This is a genomic window from Methylobacterium dankookense, assembly GCF_902141855.1.
Lineage (GTDB): Bacteria > Pseudomonadota > Alphaproteobacteria > Rhizobiales > Beijerinckiaceae > Methylobacterium > Methylobacterium dankookense.
Genome location: NZ_CABFVH010000003.1, coordinates 214,608 through 235,671, shown reverse-complemented (window position 1 = coordinate 235,671; position 21,064 = coordinate 214,608). Strand labels below are relative to the sequence as shown.

Annotated in this window: 23 protein-coding genes; 7 read left to right on the top strand and 16 right to left on the bottom strand. The window is 71.6% G+C overall.

From position 1 onward, the window contains the following. The first annotated feature begins 76 nt into the window (after positions 1 to 76). Positions 77 to 2,776, top strand: coding sequence for a bifunctional acetate--CoA ligase family protein/GNAT family N-acetyltransferase (locus tag MTDSW087_RS04575; RefSeq protein ID WP_144760709.1), 2,700 nt, complete (start codon positions 77 to 79; stop codon positions 2,774 to 2,776). 699 nt (positions 2,777 to 3,475) lie between these two features. Here MTDSW087_RS04575 and MTDSW087_RS04570 read toward each other — a convergent pair. The 3 genes from MTDSW087_RS04570 to MTDSW087_RS04560 form a co-directional block, all read right to left on the bottom strand. Further along, positions 3,476 to 4,324 carry a glycosyltransferase family 2 protein gene (locus MTDSW087_RS04570; RefSeq protein ID WP_144760705.1) on the bottom strand — a complete coding sequence of 283 codons (849 nt, stop codon included), beginning with the start codon at positions 4,322 to 4,324 and terminating at the stop codon, positions 3,476 to 3,478. 6 nt (positions 4,325 to 4,330) lie between these two features. Beyond that, positions 4,331 to 5,062, bottom strand: a complete 732-nt coding sequence (locus tag MTDSW087_RS04565) for a PIG-L deacetylase family protein (protein WP_144760702.1) — start codon at positions 5,060 to 5,062, stop codon at positions 4,331 to 4,333. Between the two features lie 82 nt (positions 5,063 to 5,144). Continuing rightward, positions 5,145 to 5,417 carry a helix-turn-helix domain-containing protein gene (locus MTDSW087_RS04560; RefSeq protein WP_144760800.1) on the bottom strand — a complete coding sequence of 91 codons (273 nt, stop codon included), beginning with the start codon at positions 5,415 to 5,417 and terminating at the stop codon, positions 5,145 to 5,147. A 356-nt stretch (positions 5,418 to 5,773) separates the two neighbouring features. Between MTDSW087_RS04560 and MTDSW087_RS04555 the strand changes: the two genes are divergently transcribed. Both MTDSW087_RS04555 and MTDSW087_RS29960 read left to right on the top strand, forming a co-directional pair. Next, positions 5,774 to 6,286: an META domain-containing protein gene (locus MTDSW087_RS04555; protein WP_144760699.1), complete on the top strand. Its 513-nt coding sequence runs from the start codon at positions 5,774 to 5,776 to the stop codon at positions 6,284 to 6,286. Positions 6,287 to 6,384: 98 nt separating this feature from the next. Continuing rightward, positions 6,385 to 6,552: a hypothetical protein gene (locus MTDSW087_RS29960; protein ID WP_186383729.1), complete on the top strand. Its 168-nt coding sequence runs from the start codon at positions 6,385 to 6,387 to the stop codon at positions 6,550 to 6,552. Between the two features lie 242 nt (positions 6,553 to 6,794). Here the strand turns inward: MTDSW087_RS29960 and MTDSW087_RS04550 are convergent, their stop codons facing one another. The 7 genes from MTDSW087_RS04550 to MTDSW087_RS04520 form a co-directional block, all read right to left on the bottom strand. Next, a complete protein-coding gene (locus MTDSW087_RS04550) occupies positions 6,795 to 7,463 on the bottom strand; it encodes a fumarate hydratase C-terminal domain-containing protein (protein ID WP_142584924.1) in 669 nt (222 codons plus the stop codon). A 4-nt stretch (positions 7,464 to 7,467) separates the two neighbouring features. Continuing rightward, positions 7,468 to 8,427, bottom strand: coding sequence for a fumarate hydratase (locus MTDSW087_RS04545; protein WP_144760696.1), 960 nt, complete (start codon positions 8,425 to 8,427; stop codon positions 7,468 to 7,470). 11 nt (positions 8,428 to 8,438) lie between these two features. Then, entirely contained in the window at positions 8,439 to 10,175 is a 1,737-nt protein-coding gene (locus tag MTDSW087_RS04540) for an L-aspartate oxidase (protein WP_144760693.1), read from the bottom strand. A 6-nt stretch (positions 10,176 to 10,181) separates the two neighbouring features. Further along, entirely contained in the window at positions 10,182 to 10,565 is a 384-nt protein-coding gene (locus MTDSW087_RS04535; RefSeq protein WP_238178749.1) for a succinate dehydrogenase/fumarate reductase transmembrane subunit, read from the bottom strand. Beyond that, positions 10,562 to 10,891: a succinate dehydrogenase gene (locus MTDSW087_RS04530; protein ID WP_144760687.1), complete on the bottom strand. Its 330-nt coding sequence runs from the start codon at positions 10,889 to 10,891 to the stop codon at positions 10,562 to 10,564. The genes MTDSW087_RS04535 and MTDSW087_RS04530 overlap by 4 nt, the downstream gene beginning before the upstream one ends. Then, complete coding sequence (locus MTDSW087_RS04525) at positions 10,888 to 11,622, bottom strand: succinate dehydrogenase/fumarate reductase iron-sulfur subunit (protein WP_144760685.1); 735 nt, start codon at positions 11,620 to 11,622, stop codon at positions 10,888 to 10,890. The genes MTDSW087_RS04530 and MTDSW087_RS04525 overlap by 4 nt, the downstream gene beginning before the upstream one ends. Positions 11,623 to 11,710: 88 nt before the next feature. After that, entirely contained in the window at positions 11,711 to 12,604 is an 894-nt protein-coding gene (locus tag MTDSW087_RS04520; RefSeq protein WP_144760682.1) for a LysR family transcriptional regulator, read from the bottom strand. 345 nt (positions 12,605 to 12,949) lie between these two features. Between MTDSW087_RS04520 and cysK the strand changes: the two genes are divergently transcribed. From cysK to MTDSW087_RS29955, 4 genes are all read left to right on the top strand, one after another. Next, positions 12,950 to 13,927, top strand: a complete 978-nt coding sequence (gene cysK / locus MTDSW087_RS04515) for a cysteine synthase A (RefSeq protein ID WP_144760679.1) — start codon at positions 12,950 to 12,952, stop codon at positions 13,925 to 13,927. A 174-nt stretch (positions 13,928 to 14,101) separates the two neighbouring features. After that, complete coding sequence (locus MTDSW087_RS04510) at positions 14,102 to 14,425, top strand: hypothetical protein (RefSeq protein ID WP_144760676.1); 324 nt, start codon at positions 14,102 to 14,104, stop codon at positions 14,423 to 14,425. After that, positions 14,425 to 14,730, top strand: coding sequence for a hypothetical protein (locus MTDSW087_RS04505; RefSeq protein WP_144760673.1), 306 nt, complete (start codon positions 14,425 to 14,427; stop codon positions 14,728 to 14,730). Before MTDSW087_RS04510 ends, MTDSW087_RS04505 begins: the two co-directional genes overlap by 1 nt. Next, positions 14,727 to 14,891: a hypothetical protein gene (locus MTDSW087_RS29955; protein WP_186383728.1), complete on the top strand. Its 165-nt coding sequence runs from the start codon at positions 14,727 to 14,729 to the stop codon at positions 14,889 to 14,891. The genes MTDSW087_RS04505 and MTDSW087_RS29955 overlap by 4 nt, the downstream gene beginning before the upstream one ends. 119 nt (positions 14,892 to 15,010) lie before the next feature. Here the strand turns inward: MTDSW087_RS29955 and proC are convergent, their stop codons facing one another. The 6 genes from proC to MTDSW087_RS04475 form a co-directional block, all read right to left on the bottom strand. After that, entirely contained in the window at positions 15,011 to 15,832 is an 822-nt protein-coding gene (gene proC / locus MTDSW087_RS04500; RefSeq protein ID WP_280525249.1) for a pyrroline-5-carboxylate reductase, read from the bottom strand. Positions 15,833 to 15,836: 4 nt separating this feature from the next. Then, complete coding sequence (locus MTDSW087_RS04495) at positions 15,837 to 16,346, bottom strand: type III secretion system chaperone family protein (protein ID WP_144760670.1); 510 nt, start codon at positions 16,344 to 16,346, stop codon at positions 15,837 to 15,839. A gap of 283 nt (positions 16,347 to 16,629) precedes the next feature. Further along, complete coding sequence (locus MTDSW087_RS04490) at positions 16,630 to 16,923, bottom strand: accessory factor UbiK family protein (RefSeq protein ID WP_144760667.1); 294 nt, start codon at positions 16,921 to 16,923, stop codon at positions 16,630 to 16,632. Between the two features lie 153 nt (positions 16,924 to 17,076). After that, a complete protein-coding gene (locus MTDSW087_RS04485) occupies positions 17,077 to 17,316 on the bottom strand; it encodes a hypothetical protein (protein ID WP_144760664.1) in 240 nt (79 codons plus the stop codon). A 134-nt stretch (positions 17,317 to 17,450) separates the two neighbouring features. Then, on the bottom strand, positions 17,451 to 18,167 hold the full coding sequence (locus MTDSW087_RS04480; protein ID WP_144760661.1) for a PhoH family protein: 717 nt from the start codon (positions 18,165 to 18,167) through the stop codon (positions 17,451 to 17,453). Positions 18,168 to 18,633: 466 nt separating this feature from the next. Further along, a complete protein-coding gene (locus MTDSW087_RS04475) occupies positions 18,634 to 21,006 on the bottom strand; it encodes an ATP-dependent helicase (protein WP_144760658.1) in 2,373 nt (790 codons plus the stop codon). Between the last annotated feature and the right edge of the window lie 58 nt (positions 21,007 to 21,064).

Genomic DNA, 21,064 nt, shown 5'->3' with positions numbered 1-21,064 from the left:
TCCCGCCGGGTCCGCCGGCCGGGCCCGGCATCCGGCACGGGCTGCGCGGGCGCCGCGCGGGCGAGGAGGGACGGGCGTGAGCACATACCGGTTCGACGCGCTTCTGGCGCCGCGGTCCGTTGCCCTGGTCGGGGCCGGCGCGCGCGAGGGCTCCCTCGGGCGCGCCGTCCTGGAGAACCTGCGCGCGGCCGGATTCGCCGGGCCGGTCCTGCCGGTGAACCCGAGCCATGACGCGGTCGCAGGCTACCCCTGCGTCGCCCAGGTCTCGGACCTCGCCGAGCCGCCGGACCTCGTGGTGATCGCCGCCCCGCCCGCGGCGGTGCCGGGGATCGTCGCGGATGCCGGCCGGGTCGGGGCCCGCGCAGGCCTGATCCTCACCGCCGGGCTCGGCACCGGCCCGGAGGATCCGGGGCCGCTCGCCCGGGCCGCCGCCCGCCGCCACGGCCTGCGCCTGCTCGGGCCCGACAGCGCGGGGCTGGTGGTGCCGGCGCTGAAGCTCAATGCCAGCCTGTTCGCGCACATGCCGGCGCCCGGCGACCTCGCCCTGGTCTCCACCTCCGGCACGGTGGCGGCGGCGATCGTGGAATGGGCGCGCGGGCACGGGATCGGCCTCTCGGCGGCGCTGGCGCTCGGCAGCGCCTGCGACGTGGACGTGGCCGATTGCCTCGACCATTTCGCGGGCGATTTCCGCACCCGGGCGATCCTGCTCTGCCTCGACGAGATCGCGGAGGCGCGCCGCTTCATGTCGGCCGCCCGGGCCGCCGCCCGCGCCAAGCCCGTGGTGGTGCTGCGCAGCGGGCGCCACCGGCCGGACCGGCGCGAGACCGTCACCCATACGGGCGCGCTCGCCAAGCCCGACGCGGTCTACGCCGCGGCCTTCCGGCGGGCGGGCCTCCTCGCCGTGCAGAACCTCGACGAGATGTTCGCCGCCGTCGAGACGCTGGGCCGGCAGCGGCCCTTCCCGGGCCGCCGCCTCGCGATCCTGGCCAACGGCGACGGCGTCGGCCAGCTCGCCGCCGACCGCCTGGCCGACCGGGGCGGGACGCTCGCCGGCGTCACCCCCGTCGACGGCTTTCCGGCCGAGAACCCGATCGACCTCGGCATCGAGGCGGACGGGCCGGCCTATGCCGCGGCCCTTGAGCCCCTGCTCCTCGACAAGGCCAACGACGCGGTGCTCGCGATCCACGTGCCGACCGCCCGCTCGGGGGCGGCCTCCGTCGCCGCCGCCATCGCCGAGACGGCCAAGCGCGTCCGCGCCGGGCAGACCCGCCGCAAGCCGGTCTTCGCCATCTCGCTCGGGGACGACGTCGCCGCGGGCGAGGTGCTCGCCGAGGCCGGCATCCCGCGCTTCTCCACGGATTCGGAGGCGATCGAGGGCTTCCTCCACCTCGTGCATTACCGCGAGGCGCAGGACGACCTGATGCGCACGCCCGATTCGCTGCCGCGGGACTTCCATGCCGACGTCCAGGCCGCGCGCGGCATCGTCGCCCGGGCCCTGCGGCAGGGCGCGGCCTGGCTCGACCCGATCGCGGTGATGGAGCTGCTCGAGGCCTACGACATCGCCTCGGTGCCCCTCACCCTCGCCCCCGACATCGACGCGGCCGCCGCCGCTGCCTGGCCGGTCATCGCCGGGGGCGGGGCGGTGGCGCTCAAGGTCGTCTCGCCGGACGTGGTGCACAAATCCGATATCGGCGGCGTGCATCTCGACCTCACCAGCGAGATCGACGTGCGCGCCGCCGCCCAGAGCATCCTCGCCCGCGCCCGGCGCGAGCGGCCGGACGCCCGCATCACGGGCTTCGCCGTGCAGCCGATGGTGCGCAAGGGGCGCCGCCGCGAGCTGATCGCGGGGCTCGCCGAGGATCCGACCTTCGGGCCGGTGGTGGTGTTCGGGCGCGGCGGCACCGCGGTCGAGGTGATCGACGACCGGGCGCTCGGCCTGCCGCCCCTCGACCTCGCCCTCGCCGAGGACCTGATCGGCCGCACGCGCGTGTCGCGCCGCCTCTCCGCCTATCGCGACGTGCCGGCCGTGGACATGCGTGCCGTGGCGCTGACCCTGGTCAAGCTCGCCCAGCTCGCCGCCGACCTGCCGCAGGTGCGCGAGCTCGACATCAACCCGCTGCTCGCCGACGAGACCGGCGTCGTCGCCCTCGACGCGCGGGTGCGGATCGGGCGCGGCTATCCGGAGGGGCGCAGCGGCCGTGGCCATCCGCGCTTCGCCATCCGCCCCTATCCGACGGAATGGGTGCGCAGCCTGACGTTCAAGGGCCGCACCATCCAGGTGCGCCCGGTCCGGCCCGAGGACGAGCCGCTGTTCCGCGCCTTCTTCGCCACCGTCGATCCGGAGGATGTGCGCCTGCGCTTCTTCGCGCCCGTGCGCGAGTTCAGCCACGCCTTCCTCGCCCGGCTCACCCAGCTCGACTACGCCCGCGCCATCGCCTTCGTCGCCCTCGACGAGACGGAGATGGAGGAGGGCCGCCGCATGCTCGGCGCCGTGCGCCTCCATGCCGACGCCAACGGTGAATCGGGCGAGTTCGCGATCCTCGTCCGCTCCGAGGCCCGCGGCACCGGTCTCGCCTACGCGCTGATGCGGCTGATGATCGACTGGGCGCGCGCGCAAGGGATCGCCCGCGTCGAGGGCTCCGTGCTCGCCGAGAACCGGCCGATGCTCTCCGTCTGCCGCCGCCTCGGCTTCGTGCAGCGGCCGGACCCGGAGGATGCCGGCATGGTCACGGTGCGCCTGACGCTGAAGACCGAGCCGGCGCAGGCCGCGCCTTGACAATGTTCCTGTTTTGTGCTCATTTGCCCGCACCTGCCGCCCGGCACCGAACGGTGTCTCACGGGGGCCTGCACCGGGGACCGACCGGAGCGGGCGCGGACGGCGGGGCGGTGCCCGCGTCGCCGGCCTCGGTTCCGGCCGGTGCCCCAGGCGGCGTGCCGACGCAAGGTCGGCTCGGACAGGGGCGCGCGGCGGGCTGAGGAAATGCTCCCGCCCCGACCCCGGCCTGGGCGACCGCCAGAGTCTCGCCGGCCCGACCCACTACGAGGCGGGCCTCGCGCCGAACGGGCGTATGTCAGCGTGCACGGGGCTCAGTCCTGATCCAGGACCCGGATCCGGCCAGCGGCAGTCAGCGAGGTCGGATCACGCCGGGACAGACACCGCGACGACAAGACGGATGGGACACCGAGCGATCGGCCCTCATCCGCGGGACGCCGGGGAGCCGGCTTTGCAACGTTGCGTTCAGGGCTCCGCGGCGTCCCGCGTCACCCCGACCGCGCCAGCCATGCCCCCGGCGGACAATCCGCGCGGGGCCGAAAGCACGTGTGCTGTCCTCGGATGCGTGCAAACCGCGACAGGCCCCCTCTCCCGTTCGGGAGAGGGTTGGGGTGAGGGTCGAGAACTCAGCGGAGAAGGCGCAACGGTGAAGCGGGTCGATCGACGCCCCATCCTGACAATTCTCATCCCTCACCCTGTCCCTCAGAACGGCCGGTCGTCGGGGAGGCGGGCCGCGGCGATCTCCTCCGGGGTCGGCTGGCGGCGCACCGTGAGGCCGGCCGCGCGGTCGGGCTCGACCAGGCCGAGGCGGGCGAAGGCGTCGAGCCAGCCGTCCATCGGCCAGAAGCCGTGGCGGTCCCGGAAGCGGGCGGCGTTGCGCACGATGTCGGCGAAGTGCTGCAGCGGCGGGTCGTAGGCCGGGTGGTGCTGGTGCCAGGCATGGGCGCCGCCCGCGAACAGGATCGGCACGCCGGCCGCGGCGGCGCGGAAGGCGAAGTCGGTATCCTCGGCGCCGTAGCCGTCGAAGCTCTCGTCGAAGCCGCCGAGCCGGTCCCAGGTCGCGGCCCGCACCGCGAAGGCGAGCGACCAGAACAGGCCGGGCTGCGGCGCGGGCACGACGCCATGCTCGGGGAAGTGCCGGACCGGGTGGAGCCGGCCGGCCGCGTCGAGATCCGCCGCGCGCCAGCCGTCCCGTACGGCGCCCGCGGGCAGGTAGGAGACGGCGCAGCAGATCAGCCCGTCATGTGCCGCGGCGCTCGCCGTCAGGCCCGCGACGAGGTCGGGGGAGGGGATGCAGTCCACGTCGAGATAGACGAGGATGTCCCCCCGCGCCGCCTGCCGGCCGGCATTGCGGGCGGCGGCGAGCGGCAGGTCGCCCCGGTCGAGGAAGATCCGCCTTACGGGAAAGCCGGGCTCCGGCAGGGGCGCGTCGTCGCCCCCCATCTCGACCACGACGAGCTCGTCCGGCGCTTCGCCTCGGGACAGTCCCTCGATCACGCGCAGGAGATGCGCGCGGCGCCCCTTGTTCAGGGTGATGACGCTGGTGCTCATGAGGCTCTAGACGGTGACGAAGCGCTCGAACGGCCCGCACAGGCGATCGATCATCGCGGATTCCAGGCGGAAGCCGGTGGGATCGTCCTGGATCAGGTCGGTGGTCTGCGAGGCGTGGGCGTAGACGGCCTCGCGTTTCGCCGTCTGATGGGCGGAGACGTCGAGGCGGTAGCCCTGCGGTGCCGGTCCGACATCGGTGTCGGGCGGCAGGGTCCAGCCCCAGACCGGGTATTCGTAGACCCGCGCCGGGCCGAGCTTCGGCCGGGCGAGCCGCACGATCGCGGCGGAGGCCTGATGGTCGCAATGCGGGTCGTGGCGCCAAGTCACGAAGACGGCGCTCGCCGCGCAATCGCGCGCGGCCTCGGCCACGGCTTGCGCCGCCGCCTCGGCCTCCGGCCCGGCGCTCGGCACATGCGCGTCGGGCAGGCGCAGGAAGCGGACGTCGCCCGCGGCGAGGCCGAGCAGGGCCACCGCGCGCAGGGTCTCCTCCTCGCGTAAACGCCGCAGGCGCTCCGGCGGATGGGTCTTCGAATGGGTGTGCGAGCCGCAGCCGTCGCTGACCACGACGAGGCGCACCGCGCGCCCGAGCCGGCGCGCCTCGGCGATCAGGCCACCGCAGCCGAGGCTTTCGTCGTCGGGATGCGGCGCGACCACGACGAGGCCGCCATCCCCGGCGAGGGTCGGCAGATCGGCGAGCGGCAGTTGATCGGCCGCGGGGAGGAAATCGGCGACGCGCATGGCCTCAGTCCTGCCAGAGCGGCGGGCGCTGCGCTAGGGGTTTGCGGACCGGTCCGGGCCGTCCGGTCAGCGATCGTTCCAGTCAGCGATCGTTCTCGGTGGTGAGGTCGTCGAGGCGCGTGCCCTCGCCCTGGCCCTGCGGTTCGAGCCGCACGCCGGGGAAGGGCGAATCGGTGAAGACGGCGCCCGCCGACATCAGGGCGCTGCGCAGGGCCTCGATCCGGCCCGCAGGCGGATCGCCGTGGCCCGCCTCGAAATCGCGCACGAAGCGCTCGTCGAGGCCGACCTTGCGCGCCAGCTCCCCCTCGGACCAGCCGAGCAGGCCGCGCGCCGCCCGCGACTGGGCCGGGCTCATCGGCAGGCCGACCGTACCGCTCTGACCGCCCTCGTCGGATCCGACCACGTTCCTGCTCCCCGGATGCGTCGTTGCTGCCGGGTAACAACGGCCGAGGCTGGGCTTCGGTTCGCGTGCGGGGAAGCGAAGGCAGCAAAGCCCCCCGGTAAATCCCCGGGGATCGCGCGTCGCAAGGCGCGCGCCGTCTTGACCATAATTGTGCTGGAATCCTATCGCATTGGCGCTCCCGCACGTCCCGGAGACCGCTCCGGCAGAGGATCCGACCCGAAGGATGCCGCGGCGTGCAGGCGGGCGCGCCGCGTGGGCGCCCCGGAGGCGAAACCACGTGCCGCTGTGATGCGGGAGGGGCGTGAACGATGAGAGCGATGCATGTCGCCGCGCTGGCCTGCGCGGTCCTGGCCGCGGATCTGGCCATGGTGATCGAGGCCGGGGCGCAGAGCCCCAACATCTCGGGCTTTGGCCGCGGCAACCGCCGGCCGGGCGGCGAGGAAGAGAAGAAGCCCCAGTACATCCCGTCCGAGAAGCCGACCGAGAAGGTCTTCCCGCTCGATTCGACCTGGACGGCGGTGAGCCTCAACGGCAAGCCCTTCAGCGGCGCCGATCGGCCGAGCTTCATCATCGACAAGCAGTACCGCGCCCGCGGCTACGGCGGCTGCAACACCTTCGCGGCCACCGCCTTCCCGCTGCGCGAGCAGCACCTCGCGGTCGGCCCGCTCGCGCTGACCAAGAAGGCCTGCGACAAGGGTCTCGCCGCGGTGGAGCAGGCTTATTTCGTGGCGCTCCGCACCGCCGCGCAGTGGGACATGGTGGGCTCGCAGCTCGTGCTGAAGAGCCCGAACGGCGAGCTGCGCTTCGACCGCGCCCTTTAAGGCCGCGTTGACCATGCCGCGCGGTCCCCGCGCGGCGTTCACCCGCCCTTGAGGAGGCGGGGCGCTGATTCCGTCCCGGTTCGCGGGCGGAGTTGCGCATGGCTGGCAGGATCGGGCTCGGGCAGGCCTTGCCCCCGCAATCGGAGACGGACCGGTCCCACCGCTTCGTCGCCCCGCGCAGCCTGCATACCGGCGCGCTCTGGCTCGCCTTCGCCGCGCCGCTCACCGCCACGCTGATGCTGCTCGCCGTGCGCTTCGCGGGGTAGGGTGGATTCCGGTTGGTCGCTTTGGGGCACTGGGCCTCTCCTCCCCACAGATCTCGGGCTTGCCCGAGATCTGCCCTTGCCTGTCCAGATCAGGCAGGCCTGATCTGGATGGGGAGGAGCCGGAGGTGGGGGTGGTGCAGGATCGAGCGTCACGGTGCCTTCTGCACCACCCCCACCCCTGCCCCCTCCGCAAGGGGGGAGGGGAAGTCCGATCCGTGAACGACCACCTCCGGAAACGGCCGTCAGATCACCTCATCCGCCTTGTCGTCGGTCTCGCCGTAGCGGCGTAGCGTCGCCGGCTTGGTGCCCTCGTAGAGCCGGGCGAGGCCGGGGGCGATCTTCGCGTTCTCGCGCTCGAACAGCGAGGCGCCGTCGAGGTCGCTTTCCACGATGAAGGGCCCGAAGCGCTCCACGTCGAGCACCCAGACCGCCTGGGCGAGGCCGAGCTCCTGGCGCCAGTACACGCCCGGCACGTCGCGGATGCCGCGGCCCAGCAGCGCCCCGGTGCCGTAGCCGACCGTGGTGAGGTAGATGGCGTTGTTCGGCACGAACACGTCCCGGTAGATCTCCGAGGTCATGCCGCCCTTGCCGATGATGATGTTGCAGCCCGAGAGCTTGAACCAGCCGTCGAGCCACTTGGCGAAGCGGAAGGAGGCGGTCGCCGTCACGGCGCCGACGTTGAAGCGCCCGTCCGGCTCGATCGTCGCGGCGGGCGAGCAGTGGAAGTTCGCCGTGCCGAGATCGACATTGGCGGCCGGCATGCCGGCCCCGTCCTCGATCGCCCGCTTGTAGACGCCCTCGCGCGCCGTGAAGAGGCGGCCGGTGAGGTAGACCACGGTGCCGATCTCGAGGGCGCGCAGGTCCTCGGTGGAGGCCGGCAGCTTCAGCTCGACGGTCTTGAGCGCAGCCATGCGTCTACTCCGCCGCGACCGAGACGGGCTCGCCCCAGGCGACCGTCTCGCGCCGCGAATAGGGGGTGAACCATTCGGGATCGGTGCGGTACTCGACCCGCCCGTCGCCGTGGATGCGGGCGGTGGCCCGGCGCGAGGACAGGCAGAACATGTGCACGCTCATGGGCATGCCGCCGGTGTGGCAGTAGCCGACCTCGATGTTGCAGGCGACCACCATGGACGAGCCCATGAAGCCCATGGCGCCCATGCCGATGGAGTTGCCGAGCTCGCGGAACTCCTCCTCCATCGCGGCGATCTTCGGATCCGGGTTGCGGCTGCCCACCGTGCGCAGGCAGGAGGCCTGCTTGCCCAGCACCATGCAGGCATCCTTCGAGCCGCCGAGCCCGATGCCGACGATGGCCGGCTGGCAGGCCAGCCCCCGCTTGCCGAAGCCGACCAGCGTGTCGAGGAAGAAGCGGCGGATGCCCTGCATCCCGTCGCCGGGGAACAGCATCCGGTAATCCGAGCCGAACAGCCCGCCCTTGTGCACGGTGGTCAGGTCGATCCACTCGGCGTCGGGGTGGAAGGCGTACTCGATCTCGGGCGCGTTGATGCCGACATTGTTGTCGTGATCGGTGCGCCAGAGGGGGTGGACGCGGTTCGGCCGCAGCGGAACCGAGCGGGTGGCGCTCGCGGTCGCCTGCCGCAAGGCCCGCTCGACGGCGACCGGGCCGCCCTCGGGACGGGCCTCGTTGCCGTACTTCACGTACCAGCGCGGCACGCCGGTATCGCCGCACATGGCCCGGCGATCCTCCTTCGCCGCCTCGTAGTTCTCCAGCATCGCCTGGATCACGAAGGAGGACAGGTCCCCCGTCTCGGTATTCGCGCAGGCACGGAGGCCCCCGAGATAATCCTCCGGGATCTCGATGGCGGCCTTGGCCATCAGGGATTCGGCGGTGCTCTGGATGGTCGAGAGGGGGATCATGGCGGGTTCCGCTACTCGGCGGCCATCTGCGGTTCGAGGAGCGATTCACCGGGTTTTACTCGGGTGAAACGCACGGGCTCGTCGGTGATCGCGAGGCTCTCGCCGGCCCGGCGCACCACCGTGAAGGTGGAGGTGGCGAGATCCCCGGGCTCGGGGAAATCCGCGCGGTAATGGGCGCCGCGGGAATTCTCGCGGCGCTCGGCGGCGAGCGCGATCACCCGGCTGGTCTCGACCAGCGAGCGCAGGTTCAGCCAGTCGTGCCAGGTCAGGTTGAAGGCGCGCGCGCCGTCCGCGATGCCGGTCTCCAGAAGCTCGGCCTCGATCGCGTCGAGCCCGGCGAGGCCGCGCCTGAGACCCGCCGCGTCGCGGACCACGCCGACCTCGTCCCACATCAGGTCCATCAGCCGCTCGCGCAGGGCGTTCACGTCGCCGGGCTTCGCGTGGAACGGGTGCAGGCAGCGCGCGGCCTCGGCGCTCATCAGGCCCTCGTCCGGCTCGCGGAAGCTGCCGCTCTCGGCAATGAAGCCCGGCATCCGGTCCCCGGCGATGCCGCCGAACACGGTGGAGTTGGCGACCCCGTTGCCGCCCAGCCGGTTCGCCCCGTGCATGCCCGAGGCGTCCTCGCCCGCCACGAACAGGCCGGGCAGCTCGGTCGCGGTATCGGGCCGGCAGACCACGCCGCCCATGAAGTAATGGGCCGTCGGCACCACCTCGACGAGGCCGCCGGCGAGGTCGAAGCCGCAATCGCGGCAGCGGTCGACCATGCCCTTGAACCTCTTGGCCACATCCGCGGGACCGAGATGGCTCATGCGGATGTAGACGCCGCCGTTCGGCGTGGTGCGCCCGGCCTTCATCTCGGCATAGATCGCGCGGCTGACCACGTCCCGGGTCGCGCGTTCGAGCTTCGGATCGTAATCGGCCATGAAGCGGCGCATGGCGCCGTCGAGGAGGTGGCCGCCCGCGCCGCGCAGGCCCTCCTCCAGCACGGTGCCGGTCATGCGGGTGTCGGGCCCGGCGAGCAGGCCGGTCGGGTGGAACTGCACCATCTCCATGTCGCGCAAGGGCAGGCCCGCGCGGAGCGCCATGGCGAGCCCGTCCATGCTCTTGTCGCCCGACGGCGTGTGGTAGCGGTACATGGTCGGCCCGCCGCCCGTCGCCATCAGCACGGCCCGGGCCTGCACGAAGCGGAGACGCCCGGTGCGGATGTCGGCCATCAGCACGCCGGAGAGCGCGTCGCCGGCAGGCGTCGGGATCAGCGCCAGCGCCCGGTGCTCCTCGAGCTTCCCGACGCCCCGGCGCTTCCAGACCTGCTCCATCAGCCGGTTGATGATCTCGATGCCGGTGAGGTCGCCCTTGTGCACCGTGCGGTCGAAGGTCTGGCCGGCGAAGGCCTTGCCGTGGAGCGAGCCGTCCGGGTTGCGGTCGAAGAAGCAGCCGACCTCGTTCTCCAATTCGCGCACCCGCTCGGGGGCGGTGGAGACCAGCGTCCAGGCCAGCTCCTGGTCGGGCAGCCACTTGCCGCCCTCGATCGTGTCCATGAAGTGGCGCTCGACCGAGTCGCCCGCATGCAGCGAGACGTTGTAGCCGCCCTGGACCATGCGGGTGCAGCCGCATTTGCCGAGAAGCCCCTTGGTGGCGATCGTCACCGAGAGGTCGGGGTTCCGGTCATGGGCGTGGAGCGCCGCGAACAGCCCGGCTCCGCCGGAGCCGAGGATCAGGATGTCGGTGCGGATCCGCTCGATCTGCATGAGGCCTCACAGCACCCGGACGAGGAAGGCGAAGGCGACCAGCGCCGCGACCGCGCCCGCCGCCAAGGCCGCCCGGGTCTGGTTGGCGCGCCAGTCGAGATTCTCGACGAGCAGCACGCGCAAGCCCCCGAGGAGGTGGACCACGAGCAGGAAGACGAGGCCGCCCTCGGCGAGCTTCACCGCGGGCGCGTCGGTCCAGCGCAGGAAGCCGTCGAGGGCCGCCTCGCCGCGCAGCGACAGGGCCAGCACCAGGAAGTGGAAGGGCAGGAAGATCGCGAGCCCGAGGCCCGAGACCCGGTGCACCATCGCGGCGAGCCAGAGGGCGTTGCGGCGATAGGCGCGGGGGCCGCGGGCGCTCCGCCGCGCGGCGATGGTCGGGGCGGCGCTCACGGCATCACCACGGCGATCACGGCGCGGGCGCCGAGCCCGGCGAGGAGGAGGGCGAAGGCGGTGGCCGTGAGCGCCGCGCCGCGCGCGCCGAGCGGCGTCCATTCGGCGAGGATGGTGCGGAGGCCGATCCCGGCATGGATCGCGGCCGCCGCCACGAAGGCCGTATAGAACAGGCCCCAGGCCACGCTGCCGCGGGTGCGGCCGAGGATGTCGGCGGCGCTGAGCCCCTGTCGGGTGGCGTAGAACACCACCGCCACGTGGATCAGCACCAGGGGCGCCATCAGCGCGGCGGTGCCGCGCTGCCAGAGATAGAGGCGCACGTTCACGGCTTCAACTCCCCGCGGAGATAGGCGCGCGTGGCCATGCGCTTGAGGCCCGAGATCGCGCCGGTGGGGCTCAGGGATTGCGGGCAGAAATCCTGGCAGGTTTGATGGCTGTGGCAGGCGTGGCAGCCGCCATCGGCCGCCACCGCCGCGAGGCGCTCGCGCTGCGCACCGTCGCGCCGGTCGTTCATCAGGGTCCAGGCCCGGTTCAGCGCGGCCGGACCGACATAATCGGCGTTCCAGCGCACCGTGTCGCAACCGGCGTAGCAGACGCCGCAATTGATGCATTCGATGCCCGCATCCGCGACGACGCGGTCCGGCTCGCTCGGCCGGATCGGCTCGACCGGATCGGCGCGGGTGAGCGTCGGCGCGAAGGCGCCGCCCGCCGCCTGCCACTTCTCGAAGAAGGGGCTCATGTCGGCGGCGAGGTCCTTGATGACGGGGAGGTTCGCCAGCGGCGCGATCTCCAGTTTTCCGCCCTCCGCGACCTTCGACACATGGGTGCGGCAGGTCCAGCGCGGGCGCCCGTTCACCGTCATGGCACAGGAGCCGCACATGCCGACGCGGCAGGCGAAGCGATAGGACAGGGTCGGATCGATGTGGCGCTGCACGTGGGTGACCACGTCGAGCACGGTCTGGCTCGCACGGGCGGGGACCCGGTAGGTCGTGAAGCTCCCGTCCTCGCCGCCCCGCCAGATCGAGACGGACAGATCGCCGGCAGCGGCCTCGGTCATCGCTCCCTCCACTCCTCTTGGGAGCGGTTCTAAATCCGGCGGAGGTTCATCACAATCGAATAGGGTTCAAGCATAGATTCGGTTTTTCTCAAGAAGGCCGCGGCCCCCGGGTGGTCCCGCCGGCCTCCTGGCGCAGCACGTCGAGCAGCACGTCGACGAGCGCCGCCTTGCCGTGCTCCTCCATCTGCACGATGCCGACGACCCGCTTCGGGGCGGCGCCCGAGAAGCGCAGGGTGCGCACGGCGAGATCGCCCGCGGCGTCGCCCGCCCGCTGCGGCACCACCGAGACGCCGAGGCCGTGATGGACCATGGCGCGGATCGCCTCCAGGGTGTCGAGCATCATGGTCTCGCGCACCGCGAGGTCGCGCCGCCGGAGGAAGTCGTCGATCAGCTCGCCGACCCAGGCCTGGCGCGAGTAGCGGATGAACGGATAGCTCGCGAGCAACTCCTCGGCCTTGCGGGCCGGCGCGTCCGGCGGCGCGATCAGGACGAGGGGTTCCTGCATCACGGGCGACCAGCGCAGGTCCGCCGCGCCGAGGCGGAAATCGCTGACCACGGCCGCGTCGAGGGTGTGCGCCTGGACGCGGCCGACGAGCTCCTTCGACAGGCCCATGGCGAGTTCCACATGCAGCGCCGGGTAGCGCTCGCGCAGGGCCGCCAGTGCCCGCGGCATGATGCCGGTGATGACGCTCGGCACCACGCCCAGGCGCAGATGCCCCTCGACCAGCGTGTCCGAGATCACCCGGTAGAGCCGGTCATAGGCCGCCACTGCATCGACGGCGTGGGGCAGGAAGGCGCGGCCCGCGGCCGAGAGGCCGGGCGGGCGGCGCGAGCGGTCGAACAGCACGGCGCCGAACTCCTCCTCCAGCGCCTGCATCTGCACGGTGACCGCCGATTGCGTGCGCCCGACCTTCCGCGCTGCGGCGGCGAAGGAGCCGCCCTCGGCGACCGCCAGGAAGGTGCGGAGTTCGCGGATCGGCACGGGTCCTCCTGGCGGGACGGGTCTGCGGCCCCCATCCTCCCGGCGGCCCGCGGCGGCTTCAAGCGTGGCCGGACGGCCGGGGATGGATGGCGGGGGATTACGGAACCGGCGAATACGTGCGCGGAGAAGAAAATTCCAGATCCAGCACTTACAATGATAGAGTCGTTCCCCGCCGGCCGAGCTTCTGACAGATTTGGGAAAAGATCTGTCGAATCCTGCGCTTAGGTCGATTGCTCAGGGCCGGACGACGCGATATCCGCTCCCTTCGAGGCGGGCGGCTACGATAGGCTTCCGGGCTGCCCGGTCCGCAAGAGACCGTCAAGAGACCGTTCAGAGGAGACCGCGATGGCAGGACAGACAGAGGGCGCGCGCCAGGTCGGCCACGGCCGCGTCTACGGCTCGATCACCGAGACGATCGGCAACACCCCGCTGGTGCGCCTGAACCGGCTGCCCAAGGAGCGCGGCATCGATGCCGAGATCCTGCTCAAGCTCGAGTTCTTCAACCCGATCTCGAGCGTGAAGGACCGTATCGGCGTCAACATGATCGACGCGCTGGAGGCCTCGGGCAAGCTGAAGCCCGGCGGCACCCTGGTCGAGCCGACCTCGGGCAATACCGGCATCGCGCTCGCCTTCGTGGCAGCCGCGCGCGGCTACCGCCTGATCCTGGTGATGCCGGAGACGATGTCCCTGGAGCGGCGCAAGATGCTCGCCTTCCTCGGCGCCGAGCTGGCCCTCACCCCCGGCCCGCAGGGCATGAAGGGCGCCATCGCCAAGGCCGAGGAGCTCCTCAACGAGATCCCCGGCGCGGTGATGCCGCAGCAATTCTCGAACCCGGCCAACCCGGACATCCACCGCCGCACCACGGCGGAGGAGATCTGGGCCGACACGGGCGGCCAGCTCGACGCCTTCGTGGCGGGCGTCGGCACCGGCGGCACGGTGACGGGCGTGGCCGAGGTGATCAAGCCGCGCCTGCCGAGCCTCAAGGTCTTCGCCGTGGAGCCGGAGGATTCCCCGGTCATCTCCGGCGGCCAGCCCGGCCCGCACAAGATCCAGGGCATCGGCGCCGGCTTCATCCCCGAGAACCTGCACACCGACATCCTCGACGGCGTGCTCAAGGTCTCGAACCAGACCGCCTTCGAGACGGCGCGCGCGCTGGCCCGCCTGGAAGGCATCCCGGGCGGCATCTCGACGGGCGGCAACGTCGCCGCCGCGCTGGAGCTGGCGAGCCGGCCCGAATTCAAGGGCAAGCGCATCGTCACCGTCGCCTGCTCGTTCGCCGAGCGCTACATCTCCTCGGCGCTGTTCGAGGGCATCGGGCAGTAACATCCGAGAGCGCTCCCCGCCGAAGTAGATACCGGTTCGGCGGAGAGCGCGTCACTACAAGGGCTTTAAGGGCGCTCCGGCTCATCGGGGCGCCCCCTTCTCCGGCCGGGCATCCGGCCTCGGACGCAACCTCGCTCCCGCGCAGGTGTTGTCCGGCCAGAGAAGGAAGCCAGCATGACCCAGGACAGCCGCCAGCGCCCGTCGCTGAAGGAGTTCGATGCCTATGCCGACCGCAACGGTCAGGACATGGGCCAGGATTCGGCCCGCGACGTCGGCATCCCCGCCCGCACCCAGGCCGATCTGAAGAGCGATCCCCAGGGCCAGGCCGAGACGGCGCGGCTCGCCTCCGGCACCCCGCGCCAGGACGCCACGGACGCGACCGAGGCCGAGACGCCGCCCGAGAACCTGCGCCGCCTGCGCGGCGAGAGTGACGGTGCCGCCGCGGAGGCGATCGAGTGCGCCACCGCCGCGATCGGCCAGGACGACGAGAAGCGCTGATGCCCCGCGAACCCGAGACCGTCACCCGCAAGCCCGACGCCGATGTCGGCACTCCCGGCGGCCCCGCCGTCGGGGGCGGCCGGCAGACGCCGGAACAGGCCGCGATCACCGATATGGGCGGCTCCGGCCGCTCCGATGCCGAGCGCGGCGGCGACTGGAAGGCCGGCGAGCCCGGCCGCGCGCCCCCGGCGCTCGGCGGCTCGTCGGGCGGTCATTCCGACCAGAAGGCGGCAGGCGGACCGGCGGCCGACCGCAAGGTGGGCGGTGGCCTGTCCCAGCCCGAGCGGCGCGAGGCGAAGCGATGAGCGACGACCAGAAGCCCGGTACGGAAGAGCCGCCGAAGAAGCCGGCCAACATCGCGCCCGACGCGGTCAAGGATCCGAACGAGAAGACCGGGGGCAAGCCGGGCGAAGGGCCGGCTGGCGGCGGCCGGCAGCGCGGCGAGACCGATCCCGGCGGCAGTTGAGGCGATCCGGGATCCCAAAGGGATCATCCCTTTGGTGGGGTATCGGGGCGAAGCCCTGATGTATTCCCAGGGCTTCGCCCTGGACCCGCGAGAGGGATGATCCCTCTCGACACCCGGATTCAGCCGGACAATTCGCCCGCGCGGCGCTTGGCGGCGGCCACCGCCTCGCGCATCAGCGCGGGCAGTCCTTCGTCGCGCATCAGCACGTCGAGGGCGGCGGCCGTGGTGCCGCCGGGCGAGGTGACGTTGCGGCGCAGTTCCGCCGCCTCGAGCGGGCTCGCATCGAGCAGCGCGCCGGCACCCGAGACCGTGGCCCGGGCGAGACGCGCGGCCACATCCGCGGGGAGGCCCGCCGCGACACCGGCCTCGGCCAGGGCCTCGACCATGTGGAAGACGTAGGCCGGCCCCGAGCCCGAGACGGCGGTGACCGCATCGATCATCGCCTCGCTCTCCAGCCATTCGACATGACCGGAGGCGGCCAGCAGCGCCCCGGCCATCGCCCGCTGCGCGGGCGTGACCTCGGGGCTCGCGGCCGCGCCGGTGGCCCCGCGCCCGATCGAGGCGGGCAGGTTCGGCATGGCCCGCACGATGGCGCGCGCGCCTGGCAGGCGGTCGCGCAGGTTCGCGACCGTCTTGCCGGCCAGGATCGAGACGAGGAGGCTCGTCTCGCCGAGGCAGGGAGCGATGCCGGGGGCGGCGGCCTCCAGCCCCTGCGGCTTGATCGCGAGGATCACGACCTCGGCGGGCTCGGGCGTCTGTGGGTTGAGGCGCAGGCCGCGCTCGGCGCAGAGCGCTGCGATCTCGGGCGCCGGCGCCGGATCGATCACCGCGGTGGTCGCCGGGTCGAGGCCGGCCTCCAACCAGCCCGCCAGCATGGCGCCGCCCATCTTGCCGGCGCCGACGAGGGTCAGGGAGGCGGGCAACCCCGTGGAGCGGGCCACGGCCTCAGGCCTCGCCCTCGGTCTCGAACAGCACGGCGTCCAGCGCCTCGCGCGCCGTCTTGCCGGCCCAGAGCACGAACTGGAAGGCCTGGTAGTAGCGCTCGCAGGCCTCGACCGCGGTCTTGTGCATCTTTCCGCACTGGGCGTGCGTCGGGATCACGCCGCCGGCGAGCAGGAGCGAGTGGCGGAACATCACCACGCTGTCGCTCGACCAGAGGTCGAAATGCCCGATCCAGAGCTGCTCGTTCACGAGCGAGATCAGGCGCAGCACCTCGATGCGCTGGCGCTCCGGCACCTTCAGGTCGAAGGCGCAGGCGACGTGCAGCGCCTCCATGTCCTCGATCCAGGTGAAGGCGATGTGGTAGTCGGTCCAGCGCCCGGGACTGGTCACCGACATCTCGTCGGCCTCGGCCCGGTCGAAGATCCAGTCCCGCAGGGAGGCCAGACGCTCGACGACGTCGAGCGGGTGCTCGATCCGGTCGTGGTCTTCAATGTCGATGTTAAGCTGGGGCATGACAATCCGGGCTGGCGACCGGCCATCGGCCGCCGCTGCGTGATGTTGGAAGTGAAGCCGGAACGGGAAGGCGTGCCACGACGTGGTTAAGCTTGACCTCTCGCGGTCAAACACACGTCTGCGGGGACTCAACTGCTCGCGGTCATCGGCGGTCTCGGGCGAATCAGCACAGGACCGACTATAGACCGGGCGGGAGTCGCGACACAAAGCGGGCCGCCCCGGCGGTGAACAGGAAAGGCCGCGGCGGCGGCGCTTCCCTGTGCAAAAGCTCAGGCGTCCCGAATCAGGCGATCTCGCTCGCGCCCATCGTGCCGGTCTCGCCGCCGGACGCCGTGCCGGCCTTCGCCTCCAGCGCCGCGACGCGGGCGGCGAGCGCCTCGTTCTGCGTGCGCAGGGTGGTGACGAGGTCGCGCAGCACGTCCACCTCCTCGCGGGAGGCGATGTCCATGTCGCGGATCAGGCGCTCGATCTGGGCCTTGACCACGGTCTCGGCCTCGCGGCGCACCCCCTGGGCCGCGCCGGCGGCGTCGGTCATCAGCCGGGCGAAATCGTCGAACAGGCGGTTGGAGGGGGGCATCGTCGTCTCCCGAGAGGGCAGGGCGCGTCCGGCCTCTCGCACGCGCGGGGCCGAGATGGGAATCCCGGGATCGCGCGGCAATGTGCCCGCATCCACAGGCTCCGACATGAAAAGGGGCCCCGCAGGGCCCCGATCCGTCCGTGCCGCGCCCGCTCACATGCGGTGCATGCGCCGATGCACCATGCGGCGATGGTGCATGCGGTGATGCATCATGCGGCGGTGGTGCATGCGCCGATGCATCATCCGGTGCTCCCGCCGGGTCATCTGCACCGTGCTGACGGTGTCGGCGGCGGTCACGCCCATCGGCATGCCGGGGGCCGCGGAGGCGGGGGCGGAGACAGCGGCGGCGCCGAGCGAGGCGAGCACGGCGAAGGCGAAGGTCAGTTTCCTCACGAGAGATTCCTCGTCTCGAAATTCCGGGTGCGGCACCCGGTTCGTCCTCTCGGGCGAGAGGTTCGGAGCAGAGTCTCGTGCCTTCGCAGGCACGACGGGCCGCCGCTTGAGGCCCGTCGTGCCCAACCGTGCAATCAGAGATTGGTTTCCTCGAAAGCCTTCACCCACTCCGCGCAGATGCCGGAGCGGACGATGTCGTCGCGGGTGAATTCCACGATCGGCACCGGCATCATCCGGCTCTTGATCAGGTGGATCACGGTGCGCAGGCCGGAGGTTTCGCGCAGGTCCGTCTGCGACACGTCGCCGTTGATGATCACCTGGCAATCGTCGCCGATGCGGGTGAGGAACATCTTGATCTCGGCCGTGGTGGTGTTCTGCGCCTCGTCGAGGATCACGAGGCAGTTCTTGAAGGTGCGCCCGCGCATCACCTCGAAGGGCACGATCTCGATGTCGCCGGTCTTCAGCGCGATCTCGAAGGCGGCTTGGCCCATGCGCTCCTTCATCGCCTCGGTGAGCGGGGCGACCCAGGGAGCGATCTTGTCCTCGAGGGTTCCGGGGAAGAAGCCGAGGGAGCGGCCGGAGGGCACGTTGGGCCGGGTGATCACGACTTTGGCGATGCGGCGCTGGCGAAGCTGATCCGCGGCGCGGGTGCCGGCGATGAAGGTCTTTCCGGTTCCGGCGGGGCCTAGAACGATGACTTGGTCGTTCCGGGCGAGAGCATCGAGATATTCACCTTGTCGTTCTGTCAGTGGTTGGATCGGGCTTAAACAACGTTCCTCGTCGAACCGGGTCCTGTGCAGCCGAACTGCTCGATCTTCCACCAGTTCAAGTCGTGCGCGCCGTCTTTTCATCGATCAACACTCCACTTGGACTTGCCAATCTGGACCTGTCACTGCGCCTTTATTCTTTTTACCTCGACCTTAGACCTTTCATCACATCATGCACCCCAATGATGAACAGGCTTTCCGGGTTCCATCACGGTTCGAATCGGCTGTGCAAACCGTTTCCAGGAGAAAGCAACGACCGCACCAACCGGTCGTGCAGGGGGAGCCTGCACGGCGGATGTTGCATTTCGGAGACGATTTCCGCGGTGGTTCGAAAGACGATTCGCGCTGTGGCCCGCGCGCAACGGGCGACCCGAGTCGGGTCGAGTCCGGCATCGATTTACGGAAGCGGATCGAGCCGGGCGCCGCCGTGGCGCCGGGTGGGTTCGGGATGACGAGGCATCCGGCACGCCCGCGATCCTGTCTCGCTCCCGGGGGAGCGATTCCGGCCGGCCTTGCCGCCCCGAAGTCCGGGCTTGGCCGGCGGGACAGCTCAGCCCGGCTGGACGAAGCTGTCGAGAACCATCTTCCGGCCGGCCTTATCGAAGTCAACGGTCAGCTTGTTGCCGTCGACCCCTGCGACCGTTCCTGGCCCGAACTTGGTGTGGAAGACCCTTTGTCCACCGCTATAGGCTGAAGCCGACCCGGTCGACTTGGCGATGAGCTCGCCCTCGATCTGGCGCGGGCCGCCGGAGCGCGCGCCCGCCCCGAAGCCGCCGGTGCTGCGCCCGGGGCCGCTCGCGCCGCGCCCCTGCGTCGCGGCCTGCGCCCGCTGCCAGCCGGGCGTGCCGTAGGAGGAGCCGAAGGGCGTGGGGTTGCGGTCGAAGCGCGAGGCGCCGGCCGAGAAATGCGCCGGGGCCTCGACCACGTCGACCGAGGCTTCCGGCAGCTCGTCGATGAAGCGCGATGGGATGGTCGAGGACCACAGGCCGTGGATGCGCCGGTTGACGGCGAAGGAGAGCTTGGCGCGCTTGCGCGCCCGCGTCAGGCCGACATGGGCGAGGCGCCGCTCCTCCTCCAGCCCGGCGCGCCCGCTCTCGTCGAGGGCGCGCTGGTTGGGGAAGAGGCCGTCCTCCCAGCCGGGCAGGAACACGGTGTCGAATTCGAGCCCCTTGGCGGCGTGCAGCGTCATCAGGGAGACGCGCTCCGCCCCTTCCGCCTCCGAGGCCTCCATGACGAGGGAGACGTGCTCGAGGAACCCTGCGAGGTCCGGGAACTCCTCCATGGAGCGCACGAACTCCTTCAGGTTCTCCAGGCGCCCGGCCGCATCCGCCGAGCGCTCCTTCTGCCACATCTCGGTGTAGCCGGATTCCTCCAGGATGGTCTGCGCCACCTCGGAATGCGGCTGGCTCTCCACGCTGCGCGCCCAGCGCGAGAAGCTCTCGGTGAGCGCCCGCAGGGTCGAGCGCACGCGCGGCTTCAACTCGTCGGTCTCGCAGAGGCGGCGGGCGGCGAGCAGCAGCGGTACCCGCTCGGCGCGGGCGTAGGTGTGGAGCTGCTGCAGGGTCGCGTCCCCCAGGCCGCGCTTCGGCGTGTTGACGATGCGCTCGAAGGCGAGGTCGTCGGCGGGGTTGGCGGTGACGCGCAGATAGGCGAGCGCGTCGCGGATCTCGGCCCGCTCGTAGAAGCGCGGGCCGCCGATCACCCGGTAGGGCAGGCCGAGCTGGACGAAGCGGTCCTCGATCTCGCGCATCTGGGCGGAGATGCGCACCAGCACCGCGATCTCGGAGAGCGGGTGCTTCTTGCCCTGCAGTCGCTCGATCGCCTCGGCGATGAGGCGCGCCTCCTCCTCGGAATCCCAGGCGCCGCTCACGGTGACGCGCTCGCCCGCCTCGTCGTCGGTGCGCAGGGTCTTGCCGAGGCGGCCCTCGTTCTTCGCGATCAGCCCGGAGGCGGCGGCGAGGATGTGCCCGGTGGAGCGGTAGTTGCGCTCCAGCCGCACCACGGTGGCGCCGGGGAAGTCGTGCTCGAAGCGCAGGATGTTGTCGACCTCGGCGCCGCGCCAGCCGTAGATCGACTGGTCGTCGTCGCCGACGCAGGCGACGTTGCGGTGGCCCTGCGCCAGCAGGCGCAGCCAGAGATACTGGGCGACGTTGGTGTCCTGGTACTCGTCCACCAGGATGTAGCGGAAGCGGTTCTGGTAGTTCGCGAGCACGTCCGGGTTCTCGCGCCAGAGCTTGAGGCAGAGCAGCAGCAGGTCGCCGAAATCGACGGCGTTCAGCGTCGCGAGCCGGGCCTGGTAGGCGGTGTAGAGGGCGCCGCCCTTGCCGAAGGCGAAGGCCGAGGCCTCCCCCGGCGGCACCTGCTCGGGGGCGAGGCCGCGGTTCTTCCAGCCGTCGATGGCGTGGCTGAGCGCGCGGGCCGGCCAGCGCTTCTCGTCCACGTTCTGGTCGGCGATGACCTGCTTCATCAGCCGGAGCTGGTCGTCGGTGCCGAGGATGGTGAAGTCGGATTTCAACCCGACGAGCTCGGCGTGCCGGCGCAGGATCTTGGTGCCGATGGCGTGGAAGGTGCCGAGCCAGGGCATGCCCTCGCCCGCCGGGCCGACCAGCGTGCCGATGCGGTGCTTCATCTCGCGGGCGGCCTTGTTGGTGAAGGTCACCGCGAGGATGTCGTAGGGCCGCGCCCGGCCGGTGGAGATGAGGTGGGCGATGCGGGTGGTCAGCACCCGGGTCTTGCCGGTGCCGGCGCCCGCGAGCACGAGGATCGGGCCCTCGGTCGTCTCGACGGCGCGGCGCTGCTCGGCATTGAGCCCGTCGAGATAGGCCGCCGCCGGGCGGAGCGCCCCCATGGCGCGGGCCGAGATCGGGCCGGCGGCGCTGCCGGATTCGGGGGCTCCGAAGGCGGGTTGCGGTAGGGTCTGCATCCGCCATCCCTGGACCATAACGCGAACGGCGTCGAGGGCCGCGCGGGCGCGGGCGTCG